This window comes from Dyella sp. (genome assembly GCF_035486915.1).
Lineage (GTDB): Bacteria > Pseudomonadota > Gammaproteobacteria > Xanthomonadales > Rhodanobacteraceae > Dyella_B.
Genome location: NZ_DATHMR010000001.1, coordinates 1 through 17,008, shown reverse-complemented (window position 1 = coordinate 17,008; position 17,008 = coordinate 1). Strand labels below are relative to the sequence as shown.

Sequence of the window (17,008 nt, the reverse complement as noted above, 5' to 3'; positions counted from 1 at the left end):
TCCCATGATCTGGCCTGTGCGTCATGAGCCGGAGGTCGGCGCCTTTCAGGCGTGGATGCTTGATGTCGGGCAGGGGCTGTCGATGGTGGTGCGCACGCGCGACCATGTCCTGGTGTATGACACGGGTGCGCTTTATCCATCCGGTTTCGACCTGGGTGAAGCCGTGGTCATTCCGTCGCTGCATGCACTTGGCATGGATCGCGTGGACGTCTTGATGATCAGCCACGGCGACAACGATCACGCCGGTGGCGCACCAGCCGTTGCGAAAGCTTTCCCTTCCGCAAAGCGTTACGCAGGCGAACCGCAGCGCATGTCGATTCCGATGGAACCATGCATGGCCGGTCAGCATTGGGAATGGGACGGCGTACGTTTCGATGTGTTGAGTCCCGCCACGTCTGATGCGTCAACGGACAACGATCGATCCTGCGTGTTGCTCATCACAGGTGCGGGTGGCCGTATGCTGTTGACCGGGGACATCGACACCGACGTTGAATCGCGCATCGCCAGGCAATGGCGGCCCGGGCTGCCACTGGTATTGCAGGTGCCCCATCACGGTAGCCGGACATCGTCGAGCCCGGATTTTATTGCGACAACAAAACCGGAGCTGGCCGTCGTTTCCACCGGCTGGCTGAATCGTTTCGGGCACCCGCGGCCGGAGGTGCTGCAGCGCTACGCCAGCGCCGACGTGCCGGTACTTAACACGGCTTTGGAAGGCGCCATTCAGATTGATTTTCCGGCGCGCACCGCCACCTATACCGCTATACGCTGGCGGCAGCGGCAACGGCGTTATTGGCGGGAATGAACTGCCACAAGCCGCACGGTATGTCACAGCGACGCTGCTATGATGCCGGCTTCAGGCAAGCGGCAAGTCCGGGAGTTGGATGTGGGTGATTTGTTTCAGATTCTGATGGCTGGCGGCTGGGCGATGGCGCCCATTCTGATCTGCTCGGCGGTGGCGCTGGCGATCGTGTTGGAGCGCTGCTGGACCTTGCGGCGCGCATCCGTGCTACCGCCTGGACTGTCTCAGGAAGTGCGCGAATGGGCACAATCCGATCAGCTCGATCCGGAGCACATCGAAAAGCTTTCGAGCGGCTCACCGCTGGGTGAACTGCTCGCTGCTGCGCTGGCTGTGCGCAATCGTCCGCGTGAGTTAATCAAGGAACGCATCGAAGACACCGGCCGCCATGTGGTGCATCGCATGGAGCGTTATCTCAATACGCTCGGCACCATCGCGTTGATCGGTCCGCTGCTCGGTCTGTTCGGCACCGTGATTGGTCTGATTCGCATGTTCATGGAGGTGATGGTTGGCGGCATGGCCGATCCCACCAAGATGGCGGGTGGCATCGGCGAAGCGCTGATCTGCACTGCCGCCGGTCTCACCGTGGCCATTCCCGCGTACGTGCTGCATCGCTATTTCCGTTCGAAGGTCGCTGGTTATTGCGTGGACATGGAAAAGCAGGCCACGCTGCTGTTGGATGACCTGACCATCTCTGCAACACCTGCCGCGACGCCACGTCCGCGTCGTGCATCGGTGGCAGGCGGAAAGGCATCGGTCTAAGAGCCCGATTACGATCTCGGCGTGGCCCGCGCCGGGACTGTTTGCTCGACGGGCAAGGAGGAACGAAGACGTGTATGTCGATACACAACTGAGTGAGGACGCAGCCCGGCGGGCAAACAGCCCCGGCCCGAAGGGTTGTCATGGTGCGTCCACCATGCGGCAGCGCGCGGCTTGGCTCGCCAGCCAGGCAGGCGCGGCGCCGTGCACTACCACCTGGCGGACGCACCGTGACAACGCGGGCTACGCCGAGACCGTAATCAGGCTCTGATATGCGTATCGGTAACGACCGTCGCAACGATGATTTCGAGATCAACGTAGTTTCGTTGATCGACGTACTGCTGACGCTTTTGATGTTCTTTGTGCTCACGACGACGTTCGTGCAGCATTCGCGCCTGAAGGTAGAATTACCGCAGGCGAGCGCGGAAGATCGCGATATGCAGCCTCCGGCGATTACCGTCATGGTGGATCGCGAGGGCCATTTCTACGTGGGTAGCGACGAAGTGATGGGTGAGGGCGTCGAGCCGCTGAAAGCGGCCATCGCCAGCGTGGCCGGTGACGACCGCAACCAGACTGTCACCATTCGCGCGGATGCCATGACAGCGCACCAGAACGTTGTTACCGCCATGGATGCGCTTGGGCAACTTGGTTTTACTCACCTCTCCATCGCCACGACGCCGACGCAGTCGGAAGCAGGCAAATGAGCGGTAAGAAAGTCCCGCTTTGGGATGCAAAAAGCCGGGCTGTGTATAAGCGGCTGCTTGGCTATTCGGCGCGCTACTGGCCTGTTGCGATCATCGCCATTATCGGCATGGCGATAGATAGCGGCTGTCTTGCGCTCTTTACCAACAAACTGCGTCCGATCATGGACGATCTGTTTGCCAAGAAAGATCCGTACCTCATTTTCTGGACGCCAATCTGGATCATTGGGGTGTTTCTCATCCGTGGCGTTGCGGCCTTTTTCGGTAACTACGGCATTTCCTACATCGGGCGCCACGTCGTGCAGGTCATGCAGCGCGATGTCTTTGCGGCGTACTTGCGCTTGCCTGCGGCTTTTTTTGGCAACGAGCATTCGGGTCACCAGATATCGCGTATCACCTTCACGAGCGAGCAGATCGCCGGTGCATCGACCGATGCATTAAAGGTGGCGGTGACAGAAGGTGCGATGGTCATCTTCATGTTCGCGGTCATGTTGCATAACAGTGCCTACCTTACGCTGGCGCTGATCGTGCTGATTCCCGCTATCGTGTTGATCGCTGCATTGGTCAGCCGTCGTTATCGCGTTATCAGCCGCCGTATCCAGAACATGATGGGTTCGGTCACCGGCACCGTACAGGAAGCGGTCGAGGCCCATCGCGAAGTGCGCATTTACGGTGGTCAGGAACATGCGGCCACGCGCTTCAGGGACGTTACGGATCGGGCGCGCTATCTGAACTTGAAGATTGCGGCGACCAGTGCGACGTCGGGTTCCGCTATCCAGACGGTGGCCTCCTTTGCACTGGCGGGCCTGATTTTTCTTGGCTCGCGTCCGTTCATCATCAACAGCATCTCGCCGGGTGTTTTCATTGCGGTGCTTACGGCGATGGGTGCGATGCTACCGTCGCTGAAGCGGCTGGCGAATGTGCAATCCACGATTCAAACCGGCATCTCGGCCGCAGAAAGTCTGTTCGAACTGATCGATACGCCGCCGGAAATCGATCACGGTACGCAGGTGCTTGAACGCACGACCGGCGACTTGCGCTTCGAGGATGTTCGCCTCGTCTATCCGCGCGGCGACTTTGAAGCGCTTTCCCGCGTAAGCCTGCATTGTGCGCCGGGCACCGTTACCGCGCTGGTTGGGCGTTCCGGTAGCGGCAAGAGCAGCCTTGTGAGTCTTTTGCCGCGGTTCAACGAACCAACTAGTGGACGCATCCTGCTCGATGGCGCGAACTACGAGTCCTACACGCTGCCCTCCTTACGCCGGCAAATTGCCTGGGTGGGGCAGAGCGTTGTGCTGTTCGATGGCACCGTTGCCGAAAACATCGCTTACGGCGAATTGGCGGGTGCGAGCGAGCAGGAAATCGTCGCTGCGGCAGAAGCCGCCAACGCGATGGAATTTATCCAGCGCTTGCCCAAGGGCATTCACAGTCAGATAGGCGAGGGCGGCAATATGCTCTCGGGTGGTCAGCGTCAGCGAATCGCCATCGCCAGGGCGATTCTGAAGAATGCGCCTATTCTCGTTCTTGACGAAGCAACCAGTGCGCTCGATACGGAGTCGGAGCGCCTCATTCAGCAAGCGCTGCAGCGGCTGATGAAGGATCGAACCACGCTGGTCATCGCCCATCGCTTGTCGACGATTGAACACGCCGATCAGATTGCGGTGATGGATCATGGCGAGATCATCGAGCGCGGCACGCATAGCGAGTTGCTCGCCATGGGCGGCCACTACGCAGCCTTGCACCGGATGCAATTCAACGAGCGTCCTGTCGCCGTCTCCGCCGACTGACCCATGACCTTGGCCGAAGCGCTCCAGGCGGGTTGGTACGGCAAAGGGCGCCTGCCTTGGTGGTGTTATCCGCTTGCGGGTTTGTATGGCGCAGTAATCGCGGTTCGTCGCGCGCTTTATCGCGCTGGAATGCTTCGCGCGGTACGGTTGTCGTGCCCTGTCATTGTGGTGGGAAATATCACAACCGGCGGCACCGGCAAGACACCTCTTACGCTGGCGCTGGTTGACGCACTTCGCGCGCGTGGTTATCGGCCGGGTGTTGTGAGTCGAGGCTACGGTGGAACGCAGCGCGAACCGCTGCTGCTGGGCGATGCGCCGAATCCTTCCGAGGTCGGCGACGAACCCGCGTTGATTCGTACGACCGGTGTACCTGTGGCCGTCGGGCGCGACAGGCCGGCCGCTGCGCAACTGCTTGTCAATCAAGGATGCGATGTACTGATCGCTGACGACGGCTTACAGCATTACCGGCTCGCGCGCGATATCGAAATTTGCGTCATCGATGGCGAGCGTCGCTTCGGTAACGCACAGCTATTACCTGCGGGGCCATTACGCGAACCGCTGAGTCGCCTGGATGTTGTTGATTTTCGAATCTGCAATGGCGGCGATCCTCAAACGGGTGAAGTGCTAATGCTGCTTCGCGGCGGCGTGGTGCGAGCGCTGGTCGACGGGCATGAACGAGCGATTGCGCACTTCTCCGGTATGCGCGTGCATGCCGTCGCTGCGATTGGCAATCCGCACCGCTTCTTTGCAAGCCTTGAAGCGCAGGGTATTCACGTGATCGCACACCCGTTAGACGATCATCACGCGTTTGTTCCTGCAGACTTCGCTTTTGGCGACGATTTGCCGGTGTTGATGACCGAAAAAGATGCGATCAAGTGTCGCGGCTTCGCCAAGACGAATTGGTCGAGCGTGCCCGTCAAAGCGGAGCTTCCGGTATCTTTTTACGACGAATTAAGCACGCGTATACGTTCAAAGACGCGATAAAGCCACGCCAGCAGCGTTATCATAGGCGTTGTTCCGGCCCGAGCCGGCTGAAGTCTTTTGTTACGAGGTTGTCATGAGCCTGATCCAGGTACCGGTGTCCTTCGGCGAGCTGATCGACAAGATTACGATTCTCGAGATCAAAGCGCGCCTTATCACCGATGAGTCGAAATTGGCTAACGTGCATAACGAGCTGAATTTGCTCAATGCGACATGGGCCAATCATCATGCTTCGCAGACGGACATCAGCAAGGAGCGCGCACGCCTGCTGGCCGTGAACGAAACCTTGTGGGATATCGAAGACCGCATCCGCCTGAAAGAAAAGGCACAGGAATTCGACAAGGAGTTCATCGAGCTTGCGCGTTCGGTGTATTTCGAGAACGACGAACGCGCTGCCGTGAAGCGCGAGATCAACGTGAAGCTGGGTTCGCAGTTGGTCGAAGAAAAGTCGTATCAGGATTACCGTCAGAAATAATCGCTAACGGATGTTCGAGGCAGCGGCGGCGGCCTCGAAGCGATCGATTACGTCGTTCACTTCGATCAGTTCCATGACGCCGGGGCGTTCGATCTTGCTACCCCAGGGAATCTCACTCGCGGGTTTGCCCAGATATTTGCGTGAGGCTGCGTCGTATTTGTCGACGCACCAGCGCCGATCGGAATACGGGCCGGAGCGGTTGGGGTTGCTTGCAGCATGCAATCCAAGCACTTTCATGCCCACCGAATTGGCCATGTGCATCGGCCCGGAATCCGGTGTCAGCAACAACTGTGTGCGGCAGAACATGGCCATCAGTTTCTTGAGCGTGTCCTTGCCAGTCAGATCGAGCGGCCGGTGGTGGCAGGCCGCGAGTACAGCATCCGCCATCTCACGCTCATTGGCAGAGGGGCCGCCGATCAACACCACGCGCCATTTACGCGACGCTGCGTGGTCCATCGCGGCGGCGTAGCGCTCAGGCAGCCAGTTTCGCAGCGAATGGCTGGAGGTTGGGCTTACCAACAACGTGGGTTGATCGCCAGGCAACTGCTCCGCCACCCAGGCGTGCGCATCGTCGGGAATGGGAATATCCCAACGCACACTGGTCTGTTTCAATCCGAGCGGTTCGCAAAAACTGCCGATGGCATCCAGGACGTGTTCACCCGAACGCGCGGGAATGCGCTCGTTGATAACCAGGCCATGCAGATCCTTGGCGCGTGCATGATCGTAGCCAACGCGACGCCGCGCCTTGATACCCAGACTCAGGATGTTCGAACGCAATGCCACCTGCATCTGCAGCAACGCGTCGAATCGACGATCGCGTAACGCGGTACCGACCTCACGGATCCCGGCCCAGCCTGCGCCTTTGTCGAACGTCACGAATTCCACGCCGGGCAGGTCGCCCACCAGTTTGCGTTCCAGCTTGCCCACGATCCAGGTCAGTGAGGTCTGCGGCCACGCTTGCTGCAACGTGCGCACCAGCGGCACCACATGGGTGACATCCCCGATGGCGGACGTTCGCAGCAGGCAGATGGATGCGGGATCAGACATGTAGAATCGCCGAGGTATGAATCGAGAGGGAGCCACGGCAGCACCGATGCACGAGCAACTGCGCCAGGACGCCGAAGGTGCGATTCTGTTCGACGCCACGGTGTCGCCACAAGTCGACGCCTCGTGGTTCGACCCCGGCTATTGGCGCGCTCGTGGCGCACTGAGCGCCCAGGCTGGTGGCCGTGGCGGTGTCTCCATGATCGATACCCCGGCCGGTGAGTGTGTACTGCGCCATTACCGCCGCGGCGGCATGGTGGCTCGCCTGATGGGCGATCGCTATCTGTGGATCGGTGCTGATAAAACCCGCAGCTTCGCCGAATTCCGCGTGCTGCAAGCCATTGCACGCTGGGAGTTGCCGGTGCCGCAAGTGGTTGCCGCCCGCTATCAACGCGCTGGACTTTATTATCGTGGCGACCTGATCACGCGCCGTATTGCCAACACACACACGCTGGCCGAATGCGTCGCGGCCGCACGATTCGATGCGGAACTTGCGCAGGAAGTGGGTGCTATGGTGGCGCGCTTTCATCGCAAGGGTGTATGGCATGCCGACCTCAATGCACACAACATTCTGGTTGCCGAGTCGGCGCTCTATCTGATCGACTTCGACCGAGGAGAGATTCGTTCGGAGGGGGAGGGCTGGCGCATGGCCAATCTCCAGCGGCTGCGACGCTCCCTGTTTAAGCTCGGCGCGGCGGAAGAAGGCGAAGCGACGTTCGATAAAAAGATTTGGACACCCCTCATGTACGGCTACGAGCGTACTCTCAGCGCATGAACTGGTACCTGCACTTTCTAGGAACTGGCGCTGCGCACGCGGTGGAGCTCGGTTCGTCGTCAGCGGTCGTGGAGCGCGATGGAAAGCCATTGCTGCTGATCGATTGCGGTCCCGATACGCTCGATCGCTATATGGCCTCGTACGGCGAATCGCCGCAGGCGCTCTACATCACGCACACGCACATGGATCACGTGGGCGGCCTCGAACGTCTGTTCACACGACTGTGGTTCAACGATGCGCTGCGTGGACAAACGCGAGTGTTCACACATGCAGCACTGGTTCCATGGTTGCAGGCGCGCATCGCCGATTACCCCGGCGTACTGGCGGAAGGTGGCGTGAACTACTGGGAAGCATTTCGCCTGGTGCCATGTTCGCGCGGCTTCTGGCTGGACGGCTTTTGGTTCGATGTGTTTCCGACGCGGCATCATCGCCCTGGCACGTCGTTCGGTATCGCCTTACAGGGCAGTTTCGCGTTTACCGGCGATACGCGGCCCCTCCCGGAAGTGCTATCGCAATACGCGGGCGGTAACGAATTGATTGCCCACGATTGCGGATTGGTCGGCAATCCGTCGCATACCGGCATCGACGATATCGAACGCGAGTATGACGCTGCGATGCGCAGGCGCCTGGTGCTCTATCACTACGGTAGCGCCGCCGATGGTGCTGCGTTGGGCGCACGCGGTTATCGCATTGCCGGAACGGGCCAGCGCGTGCCGATTCCCGCGCCGCCTCCGCCCCGGTCCGACGCCGGTTGAACCCGTCTCTCTCTTGTCTGAGCCGAGGGCAACCGTTATCCTTCCGCTTCTTTGTCGCAGGAATGCCGGCAAACGAGTAGTGCGTGCGGAGAGATGTCCGAGTGGTTGAAGGAGCACGCCTGGAAAGTGTGTATACGGCTTATCCCCGTATCGAGGGTTCGAATCCCTCTCTCTCCGCCAGTTATTGAAAGATGCGACGGCCTGGACGCTGGCGCAGTAGTAGGAAATTCAAGGGTAAGACGAGGGGTGGTCCCTCTTTAGAACCAAATTCAGCGCGATGGGCGACAAGATGTCATTTGGCGCGCATCACGGGCCTCGATGCCCACCTCTATGGTGGCCCCGTCGGTCCCCCCGCGACGATAGTTTGCGAATCCCGCCAGGTCCGGAAGGAAGCAACGGTAGCGAATGATTCGGGTGCCGGGGTGTGGCTGGCGGGGCCGCCGCCTTTTGCGGGTGCCGAAAGCTTTGCATGACTTGCCTTGACCGACTTGGCACAATCGGGGTTCGCCCCCAACTGACCGTGACGCATGTCTTATCAGGTACTCGCGCGTAAGTGGCGCCCCCGCAAGTTCGCCGAACTCGTCGGACAGGAACACGTTGTACGCGCGCTGACCAATGCGCTAGACAGCGGCCGCATGCATCACGCCTATCTGTTTACCGGCACGCGCGGTGTGGGCAAGACGACAATCGCACGCATCTTCGCCAAATCGCTCAATTGCGAACGCGGCGAGTCGGCCGACCCTTGCGGCGAGTGCAGTGTCTGCACCGCGGTGGATGCCGGCCGCTTCGTGGATCTGCTGGAAATCGACGCAGCCAGCAACACGGGCGTGGACGATGTGCGCGAAGTGATCGAGAACGCACAGTACGCTCCCGCGCGCGGCCGCTTCAAGGTCTATCTGGTCGACGAAGTGCACATGCTCTCCAAGCCCGCGTTCAACGCGCTGTTGAAAACGCTGGAAGAGCCACCGCCGCACGTGAAGTTTCTCCTGGCGACCACCGATCCGCAGAAGCTCCCGGTCACGGTGCTTTCCCGCTGCCTGCGCTTCAATCTCAAGCGCCTGCTGCCCGATCAGATCGGCGGTCAAATACGCCATATCCTCGGCGCCGAACACATCGAGTACGAAGACGCGGCCATTGGCGAACTTGCGCGGGGCGCCGATGGTTCGATGCGCGATGGTTTGTCGCTGCTGGACCAAGCCATCGCTTACGGCGGTGGTTCGCTGAAAGCCGATGACGTCAGGGCGATGCTCGGCAGCGTCGAGCGCGGCCAGGTGCTTGGCTTGCTCGCTGCGCTCGCCGCTGGCGATGGTGAGGCCTTGATGGCCGAATGCACGCGCGTTGCGTCGTACTCGCCAGATTTTAGCAGCGTGCTCGACGATCTTGCTGCCGCCCTGCATCGCATCCAGTTGATCCAGCTGGTGCCTGGCTATCGAACAGAGGCCAATGACGCAGATGACAGCACGCTGCTTGGCCTCGCCGAACGCATGGCCGCCGAGGACGTGCAGCTTTACTACCAGATCGCAACGACAGGTCGCCGCGATTTGTCGCTCGCGCCGGATGCGCGTACGGGCTTTGAGATGGCGTTGCTGCGCATGCTGGCGTTTCGTCCATCCGATGAGGCGGCACCGGCGCCAAGCGGTGGGCAGCGGTCCACGTCTGCGCCAGCCCCACGCGCGCCAGCGCCACCCCCCACCCATGCGGCAGCGCCACCTGCCGCCGTGCGGCCTGTCGTCTCCTCACATCCTGCACCGGCGCAGGAGAAACCAGCGGCGTCCACAGCGCCAGTTGCGCCCATGAACGGCCCGCTTGACTGGGAGGCGCTGATTCAGCGTGCCGACCTGCGTGGACCGCTCGGCCAGCTCGCACAGAATTCGGCATTGCACCACCGCGATGGCCATACGCTGGTGCTCGCGCTGCAACCCACGTACATGCATCTGGCCGTCGAGCCGATGGTGAGCCAAATGGCCGATCGCATCAGCGCTGTGCTGGGTGAAACCATTCGACTGCGCTTTGTAAGCGACAGCCAGGGCGCTGCCGAAACACCCGCGGCGCGTGCGGCGAGCGTACGCAGTGCGGCGCAGTCGGCGGCGGAGCAATCCATCGAAGGCGATCCGCTGGTGCAGGCGCTAAAGCGCGAATTCGGTGCGCGCGTGGTACCGCAATCCGTCAAACCTTTTGAATCCTGATATTCCTTTGAATCCCGATATTCCGGAGTACACGCTATGAGAGGACAACTTGGCCAGCTGATGCAGCAGGCGCAGCGCATGCAGGAAGACATGAAGCGCGCGCAGGAAGAAATCGCCAAGCTGGAGGTGACCGGCAGCTCCGGCGGTGGACTGGTGAGCGTCGTGATGAGCGGTGCGCATGAAGTCCGTCGCGTCCAGATTGACCGCAAGCTGTTTGCGGACGATCCGGAGATGGCAGAAGACTTGGTCGCGGCGGCGATCAACGACGCCGTGAACAAGGTCGCCGAGGCGAGCAAATCCAGGCTGGGCAACGTCACGGCAGGCATGAGTTTGCCGCCCGGTTTCAAGATGCCGTTTTAAGAAGGCAACGTTGCCGATGTGCGGTTGGGCGCAGCGAGCCGTCTGGCCACGCATCCTTGCTTCATCACGGTTTCTTCTTCGGTAGATCATGAGCGGCTCCCCACTCCTCAACGAATTGATCGAAGCGCTGCGTTGCCTGCCTGGCGTGGGCGGCAAGAGTGCACAGCGCATGGCGTTCCATTTGCTGGAACGCGAGCGTGAGCGTGGCTTGAAGCTGGCCCGGGTGCTCGAGCAGGCGATGCAGAAAATCGGTCATTGCTCGCGCTGTCGAAATTTCAGCGAGACGCCCGTTTGTGCGATCTGCGCAAGTTCCAGTCGCGATCGTCACGTGCTCTGCGTGGTTGAGTCGCCGACTGATCTTGCTGCCATCGAGCAGGCCACTGGTTATCGCGGTCAGTACTTCGTGCTGATGGGACGGCTTTCACCGCTGGATGGATTGGGGCCCGAAGAGCTCGGACTGGGTTTGTTGAGCGAACGCCTTGGCGAAGGCGACGTCGAGGAATTGATTCTCGCCACCAACCCGACCGTGGAAGGCGAAGCGACCGCGCATTACTTGGCGCAACTTGCGCGCGCCGCAGGCATACGCCCAACACGACTGGCGCACGGGGTGCCGCTGGGTGGCGAGCTGGAGTACGTCGATCGCAGCACACTGGCGCATGCGTTTGGCAGTCGACAATCGGTGGAATAACCGGCCTGTAACGGAAGGAGAGACCTATGGGCGACACTATTTTCGGGAAGATCATCCGCCACGAGATTCCGGCCGATATCGTTTATGAGACCGATGACGTGCTGGCTTTCCGCGATCTCAATCCCCAGGCGCCTGTGCACGTGCTGTTTGTTCCCAAGCGGGCGATCGCAACGTTGAACGACGCCACGGCAGCCGATGCGGAATTGATCGGTAAGCTGGTGCTTGCGGCGGCCGATTATGCCAAGCGCGAAGGGTTCGACAAGGAAGGCTATCGCACGGTAATCAACTGCAACGAGCACGGCGGCCAAACGGTTTTTCATCTGCATGTGCATCTGTTGGCGGGGCGCCGGATGACTTGGCCGCCGGGCTGACGATGGATGCTCCCGTTTTCGTGCATAAAAAACGCCGGCATCTGCCGGCGTTTTTTGATGCATCGAGAGCGATCAGCGGTGACGGACGATAATCACCGGACCACCCCAGCCACCACCCCAGCCGCCCCAATACGGACCGCCCCAGTAAGGACTCCAATAGGGACCCCAATACGGGTCGTACCAGCCCGGGCCATACGGATAACCGCCGCCGACAGGACGCTTCGGCCACAGGTAAACTACGCTCGCATCGACGCGCGGGTAGGCGTAGTCGTAATCGCCTACTTTGCGCGTCATCGAGCCCTGGACGGTGCCCGTGACGGTGATCTCGCGGCCGCGCGTAAAGACTTCCGGATCGTAGAAGCCGGCGCGGCAGGCTACGAAACGGCCCTGGGTGTTGGCATCGCCGCCGCTGCGGGCGGGGCGTGCCTGATCATCCAGCGGACGACCCAGCACGTAGAAGCAGGTGGCTTGTTGACCCGGCTCCGTGCTGATGATTTCGCCACCCCAGCGCACCGTCTGACCACTGGCGCTACCCGCCTGTGCGTTCAGCGATGTGACATTGGCGAAGTTACCCTGCAGCGGTTGCGGCACCGTGGCGCATGCGGCCAATAGTGCAGAGGTCGCTGCGAGGCTAAGAAATCGAAATAGGGGAGACATGACTTTTTTCTCCATCGTGGCGGTTTGCATCCTACAGCGTTGCGCTTCGATTAGACCACGCGGTGCGGTTGGAAATTCCGTACTGCCTGCCGAAAAGCGCGTAAAGATTCAGGGTGAGGTTCGACAGTGGCGTAACGAAGTTCGATATAGCGGCTCATCAAATGATCCAGTTCCACGCGTTGTCCTGGCAACGCACGAATCGCGCGGCGAAGGTAATTGCGAGGCCCTTCGCTACGCCCACGGATGATCCCCGCACGGGCGAGTTTGCGTTCCAGCGCACGCATCGCCGCCAGGGCGGGATCGCCCTCCGGTCGACGCCATAACGCCCACAGCAAACCAACCGCACCGAAAAGCGCAATGCTGGCGCCCAGCAATCTTTCCAGAATGCCGGTGTCAGCGTCGCGTATGCCAAACGGCGTCAGCAGCCCGCGTTGGCGCATAGCGTCAAAACCGATAACGCCCTTGTCCCACCAACGGTTGACGATGTCCCAGTGATTTCGTATCGACTCCACCCACTCGGATCGATACCAGGCGAGCTGATCGCCACCGGCATCTTCCGCACCGAGATTGATCCGTTGCGGTTGCACGGCAGCGGTGGGGTCGACGCGTATCCAGCCGCGTCCTTGCAGCCACACTTCGCTCCACGCGTGCGCATCGGAGTTGCGCACAAGCAGATAGCCGCCCATCGTGTTCCAGTAACCACCCTGATAACCGGTGACAACGCGCGCAGGAATGCCAGCGGCGCGCATGAGCACGGTGAAAGAAGATGCGTAATGTTCGCAAAAACCTTCGTGCGTACTGAACAGGAAATCGTCAATCGCGTTGCGCCCTAGCGGTGCTGGCCCCAACGTGTAGCGGAAACCCCCGTTATGAAAAAGACCGAGCACGGCGTTGATGATCGCTACGTTGTCGTTGCCATAACGTTTTCGAAGTTCCGCGGCGAGCTGGTGACTACGGGGATCGAAACCTGATGGCAACTGCAGTGCCTGCGCGCGTACGTCTGCGCTGATGTTTCCTTCGAGCCGGTAATTCACTGCCGAACGCAATCCGTAATCCATTACGTCATTGACGGGTTTTTCCGCAAACACCTCGCCATCCGAGCGCATATGCGATTGAGTCGGCGCCTGAATCGGAACATCGAGCGTGGGCAGTACGCGCTGGTGAGTCGGTTCAAGATTGATTCGATAGTTGACGACGCCTGCCGTTTCGATCGGCAGCGAATCAACCTCGGGCAGATCGACACGCGTCCAGTTCTCTCCGTCATAGTTCCACAGAACAAAAGCACGGAAATAGCGCTGATGGTTAGTAGGCGGTGGCCCATCGAACGTCACGCGCATCGCCGGGCTGTCATCGTTGAGTATTTGGGTGAAGTCGCTGGGCGACATTTCATCCGACAACCCGCTTCGCGCCGCCTGTTGCTCGGACGTGCCCCACAAGGGTGAACTCAGTCGCGGAACCAACAGGAAGGCGGTTGCCGCGAGAGGGAGCGATACGGCGAGCAGTACGACGGCGGGCAACAATTGACGAGGTAGCGTGGAGGTTATTTGTGTCGGCTCGAGTGAACGCCATGTACTCAAGGCGGGCAGCAAGCCCAGCGCCACGACAAACGTGGCGACAAGGCTTTGACTGAACAGAAGCGCTGCCATCAACAGGAAGCATGCGAACGCGGCTGCGACGCGTGCATCGCGCGAGGATTCGCTTTCGGTGAGTTTCAATACCAACAAACCTGCTGCCAACGTGGAGCCGGCCTCGCGGCCGAACACATTGCCATATTGCACAATCACGGCGCCGACGAGAAAGAGCAGCATCGGTACCTTCAGCCAGCCGGGGACTTTGCCGGGCCGATGTTTCCGTTGCCACCAGCGCAGCGCCAGCCCAAGCGCGAACGCAATCGTGAGCGACCATGGAACATGCGGAGCGTGCACGGCTAATACAAAAGCCGTTGTCAAGCACATCAGGTTGAACGTGCGCTCGTTAACGTTTGGTTGCAAAGGGACGCGATGAAAAAGTTGCGCGATGCTGATCATGGCATCAGTGCCAGCGCGGTCATGCAGCGCGCATAGTGTGCCGAGCCGCTACTGATCGCGATAACTTCCGTCGGAAGCCACAAGCTGTACTGCCGCCCCTGCGCCTGAGCCTCGCCAAGCCAGCGCGCGAGGCGAGAAATACGCGATTCGTCGTCCAGTCCGCGCAGGTCTCGCCAATCGAGGCGCCATTCCCGCCGTGCCTCGGGTTGCTCGTAATCTTTCACCAGCAACATGTCGTGACGCGCACTCGCTTTCCGCGCAACGTGACGCATGGAGTCGCCACTGCGGTAATCACGCAGCGCAGCCAGATCTTCCCCGCGGTGCAGGCGTTGGCGGTGATTGTCTTCTACAGGCTGTGCGGGAGCCGGACCGGAAAGCTCCGGCCGCGGCCATACAAGCACCGCGTATTCGGGGTTTGACCAACTCCACGCACGAAACAGACCCATGGGCCAGGTTGTCCAGATGCGAAAACGAGGGATGGCAAGCCAGCCGCGTTGTTCCGTGGGAAGACTCACCGTGACATCGGTTCGGCCGGTGACATCAAATACGTGCACGCTGTCTGCAATATCCAGCCGAACAGCCTGCCGCAGACGGAGTGCCTGAAAATCGAACGTGACATCAATAGGATTTCCAGCCGTTGCATAACCGGCACGCAATCCATGAATGCGTAATCCGTTCAAGGTACGAAAGGCGATGAGCATGCTGATGGATGTCGCAGCACCGAGCACGCATGTCAGCAATAACGCAGCGTTATTTGCATAGTTGAGGCTGCCTGTGAGCATCACCATTAGCAACGCGGTGAAAGCGACGCCGAAGCTGGTGGGAACGATGTAAATGCGCCGTCGATGCAATATGACGGGCAGCTGTTCCTGCTTCCTGTGCCGCGTGAGTGACGGCAGCCGGCGTTCGGCCCATCGCTGCAGGCGCTGGAATGAGGCGCGCATCAGTCGACGGCGACTTCGCTCAATAACGTGCGTGCAAGCGTTTCACCGCTTGCACCGCGTGATGCCACAAGTCGATGCGCCGCAAGTGGCACGAACAGGGCCTGGATGTCTTCTGGCAGCACATGTCCGCGATCGCTCAGCATCGCCCAGGCGCGTGCCGCAGCAAGCAGCGACAGCCCTGCACGTGGCGACAGACCCACTCGAATATCGGGATGACGGCGGCTTGCGGTGAGTAGCGCCTGCAGGTAATCGAGCAATGCGGAGCTGGCGGTGACGGTTTGTACTTGCCGGTAAAGCGTGTTGAGGCCCGATGCATCCAGCTGGGGCGTCAGCCTCGTTAGCAAATCGCGACGATCGGTGCCGGTGAGCAATTCGCGTTCGGCACTCGCGTCGGGATAATCGAGCGAGACACGGAGCATGAAGCGATCAAGTTGGGAATCGGGCAATGGGAACGTGCCCGCAAGATCCAGCGGATTTTGCGTGGCCACCACAAAGAACGGTTCCGGCAACGTATGCGTTTGACCATCGACGGTGACCTGTCCTTCGGCCATCGCTTCAAGCAACGCGCTTTGTGTTTTGGGCGTCGCACGGTTGATTTCGTCGGCCAGCAGCAATCCGGCAAATACCGGGCCTGGATGAAAACGAAACGCTCCGGTCTCGCGCTCGTACATGCTGACCCCGATAATGTCCGAAGGCAGCAAGTCGCTCGTGAACTGCACGCGCTGGAAATCGAGCGCGAAAGTGGCCGCGAGTGCATGCGCAAGCGTGGTCTTGCCGACGCCTGGCACGTCTTCCAGTAACAGGTGACCGCCTGCGATCAGGCAGGTAAACGCCAGTTTGACCTGACGTGCCTTGCCGAGCAGCACCTTGTTGACCTGGGCGATGGCAGCATGGAGATGCTGCTGCAGAATTTCATCACGAAGCGGGGTGATGGCTGACATGGGATGGGAGGCAAGGACCGACGTGGGGAACGATCCCAGTGTAGTGGTGGGTATTGCTCGCTGGCGAGCGGCATTCGTCACAGTCTTTCTGTGCCTGCTCGCCATCAAGCTCGTGCTGGCACTGACGCTGCAACCCTTGGGCGATGAGGCCTTTTATTGGCAGGAGAGTCGGCATCTCGCCTGGGGTTACAGCGACTTGCCGCCGCTTACCGCATGGCTGGTCCGAGCGGGTGAGGGCGTAGCCGGGCACGGCGTAGGGGGTATGCGCTGGCCATTCTTGCTGCTGGGGAGTTGTTTGCCCTGGGTGCTGGTCGCTTTTGGCAGGCGTGCGTTTGATGAACGCGTGGCGTGGCAGGCCGGACTGCTATGCATGTGTTTACCGCTGGCCGGAAGTCTGGGAGTCGTGGCGTTGCCGGATGTGCCGCTCACCGTTGCCGGTGCCGTGGCGATGTTGGCACTTCTGGGCGCCATGGACGAGAACCGTTTGCACGATTGGCTGTTACTGGGCGTTGCGCTTGCGGCGTGTTGGCTTAGCCATTACCGGGCGGCGATGTACATGGTAGCGGGGCTGCTGCTATTTCTTCTCACGCCGCGCGGCCGCCAGCAGTGGCAACGTAGCGGTTTCTGGTTGGCCATGCTGATCGCGGCATTGGGTTTGATCCCGCTTCTTGTTTCCAACTGGCAGCAACATGGTGCAGGGATGGCGTTCCAGCTTATGGAACGCCATCCATGGCGCTTTCATGCCGACACCTTGGTGCAGCCAT

The 17,008-nt window shown here is 60.4% G+C and carries 18 protein-coding genes, 1 tRNA gene and 1 other RNA gene; 15 read left to right on the top strand and 5 right to left on the bottom strand.

Annotated elements, in window-relative coordinates:
* From VK725_RS00100 to VK725_RS00075, 6 genes are all read left to right on the top strand, one after another.
* A partial coding sequence (locus tag VK725_RS00100) for a DNA internalization-related competence protein ComEC/Rec2 (protein ID WP_325316034.1) occupies nucleotides 1-802 on the top strand: 802 nt, incomplete at its 5' end.
* 90 nt (nucleotides 803-892) lie between these two features.
* Nucleotides 893-1,558, top strand: a complete 666-nt coding sequence (locus VK725_RS00095) for a MotA/TolQ/ExbB proton channel family protein (protein WP_325316035.1) — start codon at nucleotides 893-895, stop codon at nucleotides 1,556-1,558.
* 269 nt (nucleotides 1,559-1,827) lie between these two features.
* A complete protein-coding gene (locus tag VK725_RS00090) occupies nucleotides 1,828-2,259 on the top strand; it encodes a biopolymer transporter ExbD (RefSeq protein WP_325316033.1) in 432 nt (143 codons plus the stop codon).
* The gene (msbA, locus tag VK725_RS00085; protein ID WP_325316032.1) at nucleotides 2,256-4,040 is read left to right on the top strand and encodes a lipid A export permease/ATP-binding protein MsbA; all 1,785 of its coding nucleotides are present in this window, start codon (nucleotides 2,256-2,258) and stop codon (nucleotides 4,038-4,040) included. Before VK725_RS00090 ends, msbA begins: the two co-directional genes overlap by 4 nt.
* 3 nt (nucleotides 4,041-4,043) lie before the next feature.
* Complete coding sequence (gene lpxK / locus VK725_RS00080; RefSeq protein ID WP_325316031.1) at nucleotides 4,044-5,024, top strand: tetraacyldisaccharide 4'-kinase; 981 nt, start codon at nucleotides 4,044-4,046, stop codon at nucleotides 5,022-5,024.
* A gap of 73 nt (nucleotides 5,025-5,097) precedes the next feature.
* A complete protein-coding gene (locus VK725_RS00075) occupies nucleotides 5,098-5,496 on the top strand; it encodes a DUF6165 family protein (RefSeq protein ID WP_126672843.1) in 399 nt (132 codons plus the stop codon).
* Between the two features lie 3 nt (nucleotides 5,497-5,499).
* Here VK725_RS00075 and VK725_RS00070 read toward each other — a convergent pair whose 3' ends face one another.
* On the bottom strand, nucleotides 5,500-6,543 hold the full coding sequence (locus VK725_RS00070; RefSeq protein WP_325316030.1) for a glycosyltransferase family 9 protein: 1,044 nt from the start codon (nucleotides 6,541-6,543) through the stop codon (nucleotides 5,500-5,502).
* A gap of 16 nt (nucleotides 6,544-6,559) precedes the next feature.
* Between VK725_RS00070 and VK725_RS00065 the strand changes: the two genes are divergently transcribed.
* The 8 genes from VK725_RS00065 (at nucleotide 6,560) to VK725_RS00030 (ending at nucleotide 11,675) form a co-directional block, all read left to right on the top strand.
* Complete coding sequence (locus VK725_RS00065; RefSeq protein ID WP_325316029.1) at nucleotides 6,560-7,315, top strand: 3-deoxy-D-manno-octulosonic acid kinase; 756 nt, start codon at nucleotides 6,560-6,562, stop codon at nucleotides 7,313-7,315.
* On the top strand, nucleotides 7,312-8,070 hold the full coding sequence (locus VK725_RS00060; RefSeq protein WP_325316028.1) for an MBL fold metallo-hydrolase: 759 nt from the start codon (nucleotides 7,312-7,314) through the stop codon (nucleotides 8,068-8,070). The genes VK725_RS00065 and VK725_RS00060 overlap by 4 nt, the downstream gene beginning before the upstream one ends.
* Nucleotides 8,071-8,157: 87 nt before the next feature.
* A tRNA-Ser gene (locus tag VK725_RS00055) sits at nucleotides 8,158-8,250 on the top strand.
* Between the two features lie 160 nt (nucleotides 8,251-8,410).
* An RNA gene (ffs, locus tag VK725_RS00050) (signal recognition particle sRNA small type) lies at nucleotides 8,411-8,507 on the top strand.
* A 90-nt stretch (nucleotides 8,508-8,597) separates the two neighbouring features.
* Nucleotides 8,598-10,256 carry a DNA polymerase III subunit gamma/tau gene (gene dnaX, locus VK725_RS00045; RefSeq protein ID WP_325316027.1) on the top strand — a complete coding sequence of 553 codons (1,659 nt, stop codon included), beginning with the start codon at nucleotides 8,598-8,600 and terminating at the stop codon, nucleotides 10,254-10,256.
* Nucleotides 10,257-10,292: 36 nt separating this feature from the next.
* A complete protein-coding gene (locus tag VK725_RS00040) occupies nucleotides 10,293-10,616 on the top strand; it encodes a YbaB/EbfC family nucleoid-associated protein (protein ID WP_325316026.1) in 324 nt (107 codons plus the stop codon).
* Nucleotides 10,617-10,704: 88 nt separating this feature from the next.
* Nucleotides 10,705-11,304 carry a recombination mediator RecR gene (gene recR / locus VK725_RS00035; RefSeq protein ID WP_325316025.1) on the top strand — a complete coding sequence of 200 codons (600 nt, stop codon included), beginning with the start codon at nucleotides 10,705-10,707 and terminating at the stop codon, nucleotides 11,302-11,304.
* A 26-nt stretch (nucleotides 11,305-11,330) separates the two neighbouring features.
* Nucleotides 11,331-11,675, top strand: a complete 345-nt coding sequence (locus tag VK725_RS00030) for a histidine triad nucleotide-binding protein (RefSeq protein WP_325316024.1) — start codon at nucleotides 11,331-11,333, stop codon at nucleotides 11,673-11,675.
* 72 nt (nucleotides 11,676-11,747) lie between these two features.
* Here VK725_RS00030 and VK725_RS00025 read toward each other — a convergent pair whose 3' ends face one another.
* The 4 genes from VK725_RS00025 to VK725_RS00010 all read right to left on the bottom strand — a co-directional run bounded on the left by VK725_RS00025 (nucleotide 11,748) and on the right by VK725_RS00010 (nucleotide 16,244).
* The gene (locus VK725_RS00025; RefSeq protein WP_325316023.1) at nucleotides 11,748-12,332 is read right to left on the bottom strand and encodes a Slp family lipoprotein; all 585 of its coding nucleotides are present in this window, start codon (nucleotides 12,330-12,332) and stop codon (nucleotides 11,748-11,750) included.
* Between the two features lie 50 nt (nucleotides 12,333-12,382).
* Entirely contained in the window at nucleotides 12,383-14,287 is a 1,905-nt protein-coding gene (locus tag VK725_RS00020) for a DUF3488 and DUF4129 domain-containing transglutaminase family protein (RefSeq protein ID WP_325316022.1), read from the bottom strand.
* 68 nt (nucleotides 14,288-14,355) lie between these two features.
* The gene (locus VK725_RS00015; protein WP_325316021.1) at nucleotides 14,356-15,303 is read right to left on the bottom strand and encodes a DUF58 domain-containing protein; all 948 of its coding nucleotides are present in this window, start codon (nucleotides 15,301-15,303) and stop codon (nucleotides 14,356-14,358) included.
* Nucleotides 15,303-16,244, bottom strand: a complete 942-nt coding sequence (locus VK725_RS00010; RefSeq protein WP_325316020.1) for a MoxR family ATPase — start codon at nucleotides 16,242-16,244, stop codon at nucleotides 15,303-15,305. The genes VK725_RS00015 and VK725_RS00010 overlap by 1 nt, the downstream gene beginning before the upstream one ends.
* Between VK725_RS00010 and VK725_RS00005 the strand changes: the two genes are divergently transcribed.
* Nucleotides 16,234-17,008 (top strand): glycosyltransferase family 39 protein (locus tag VK725_RS00005; protein WP_325316019.1); only part of this gene is annotated, 775 nt, incomplete at its 3' end. The genes VK725_RS00010 and VK725_RS00005 overlap by 11 nt on opposite strands.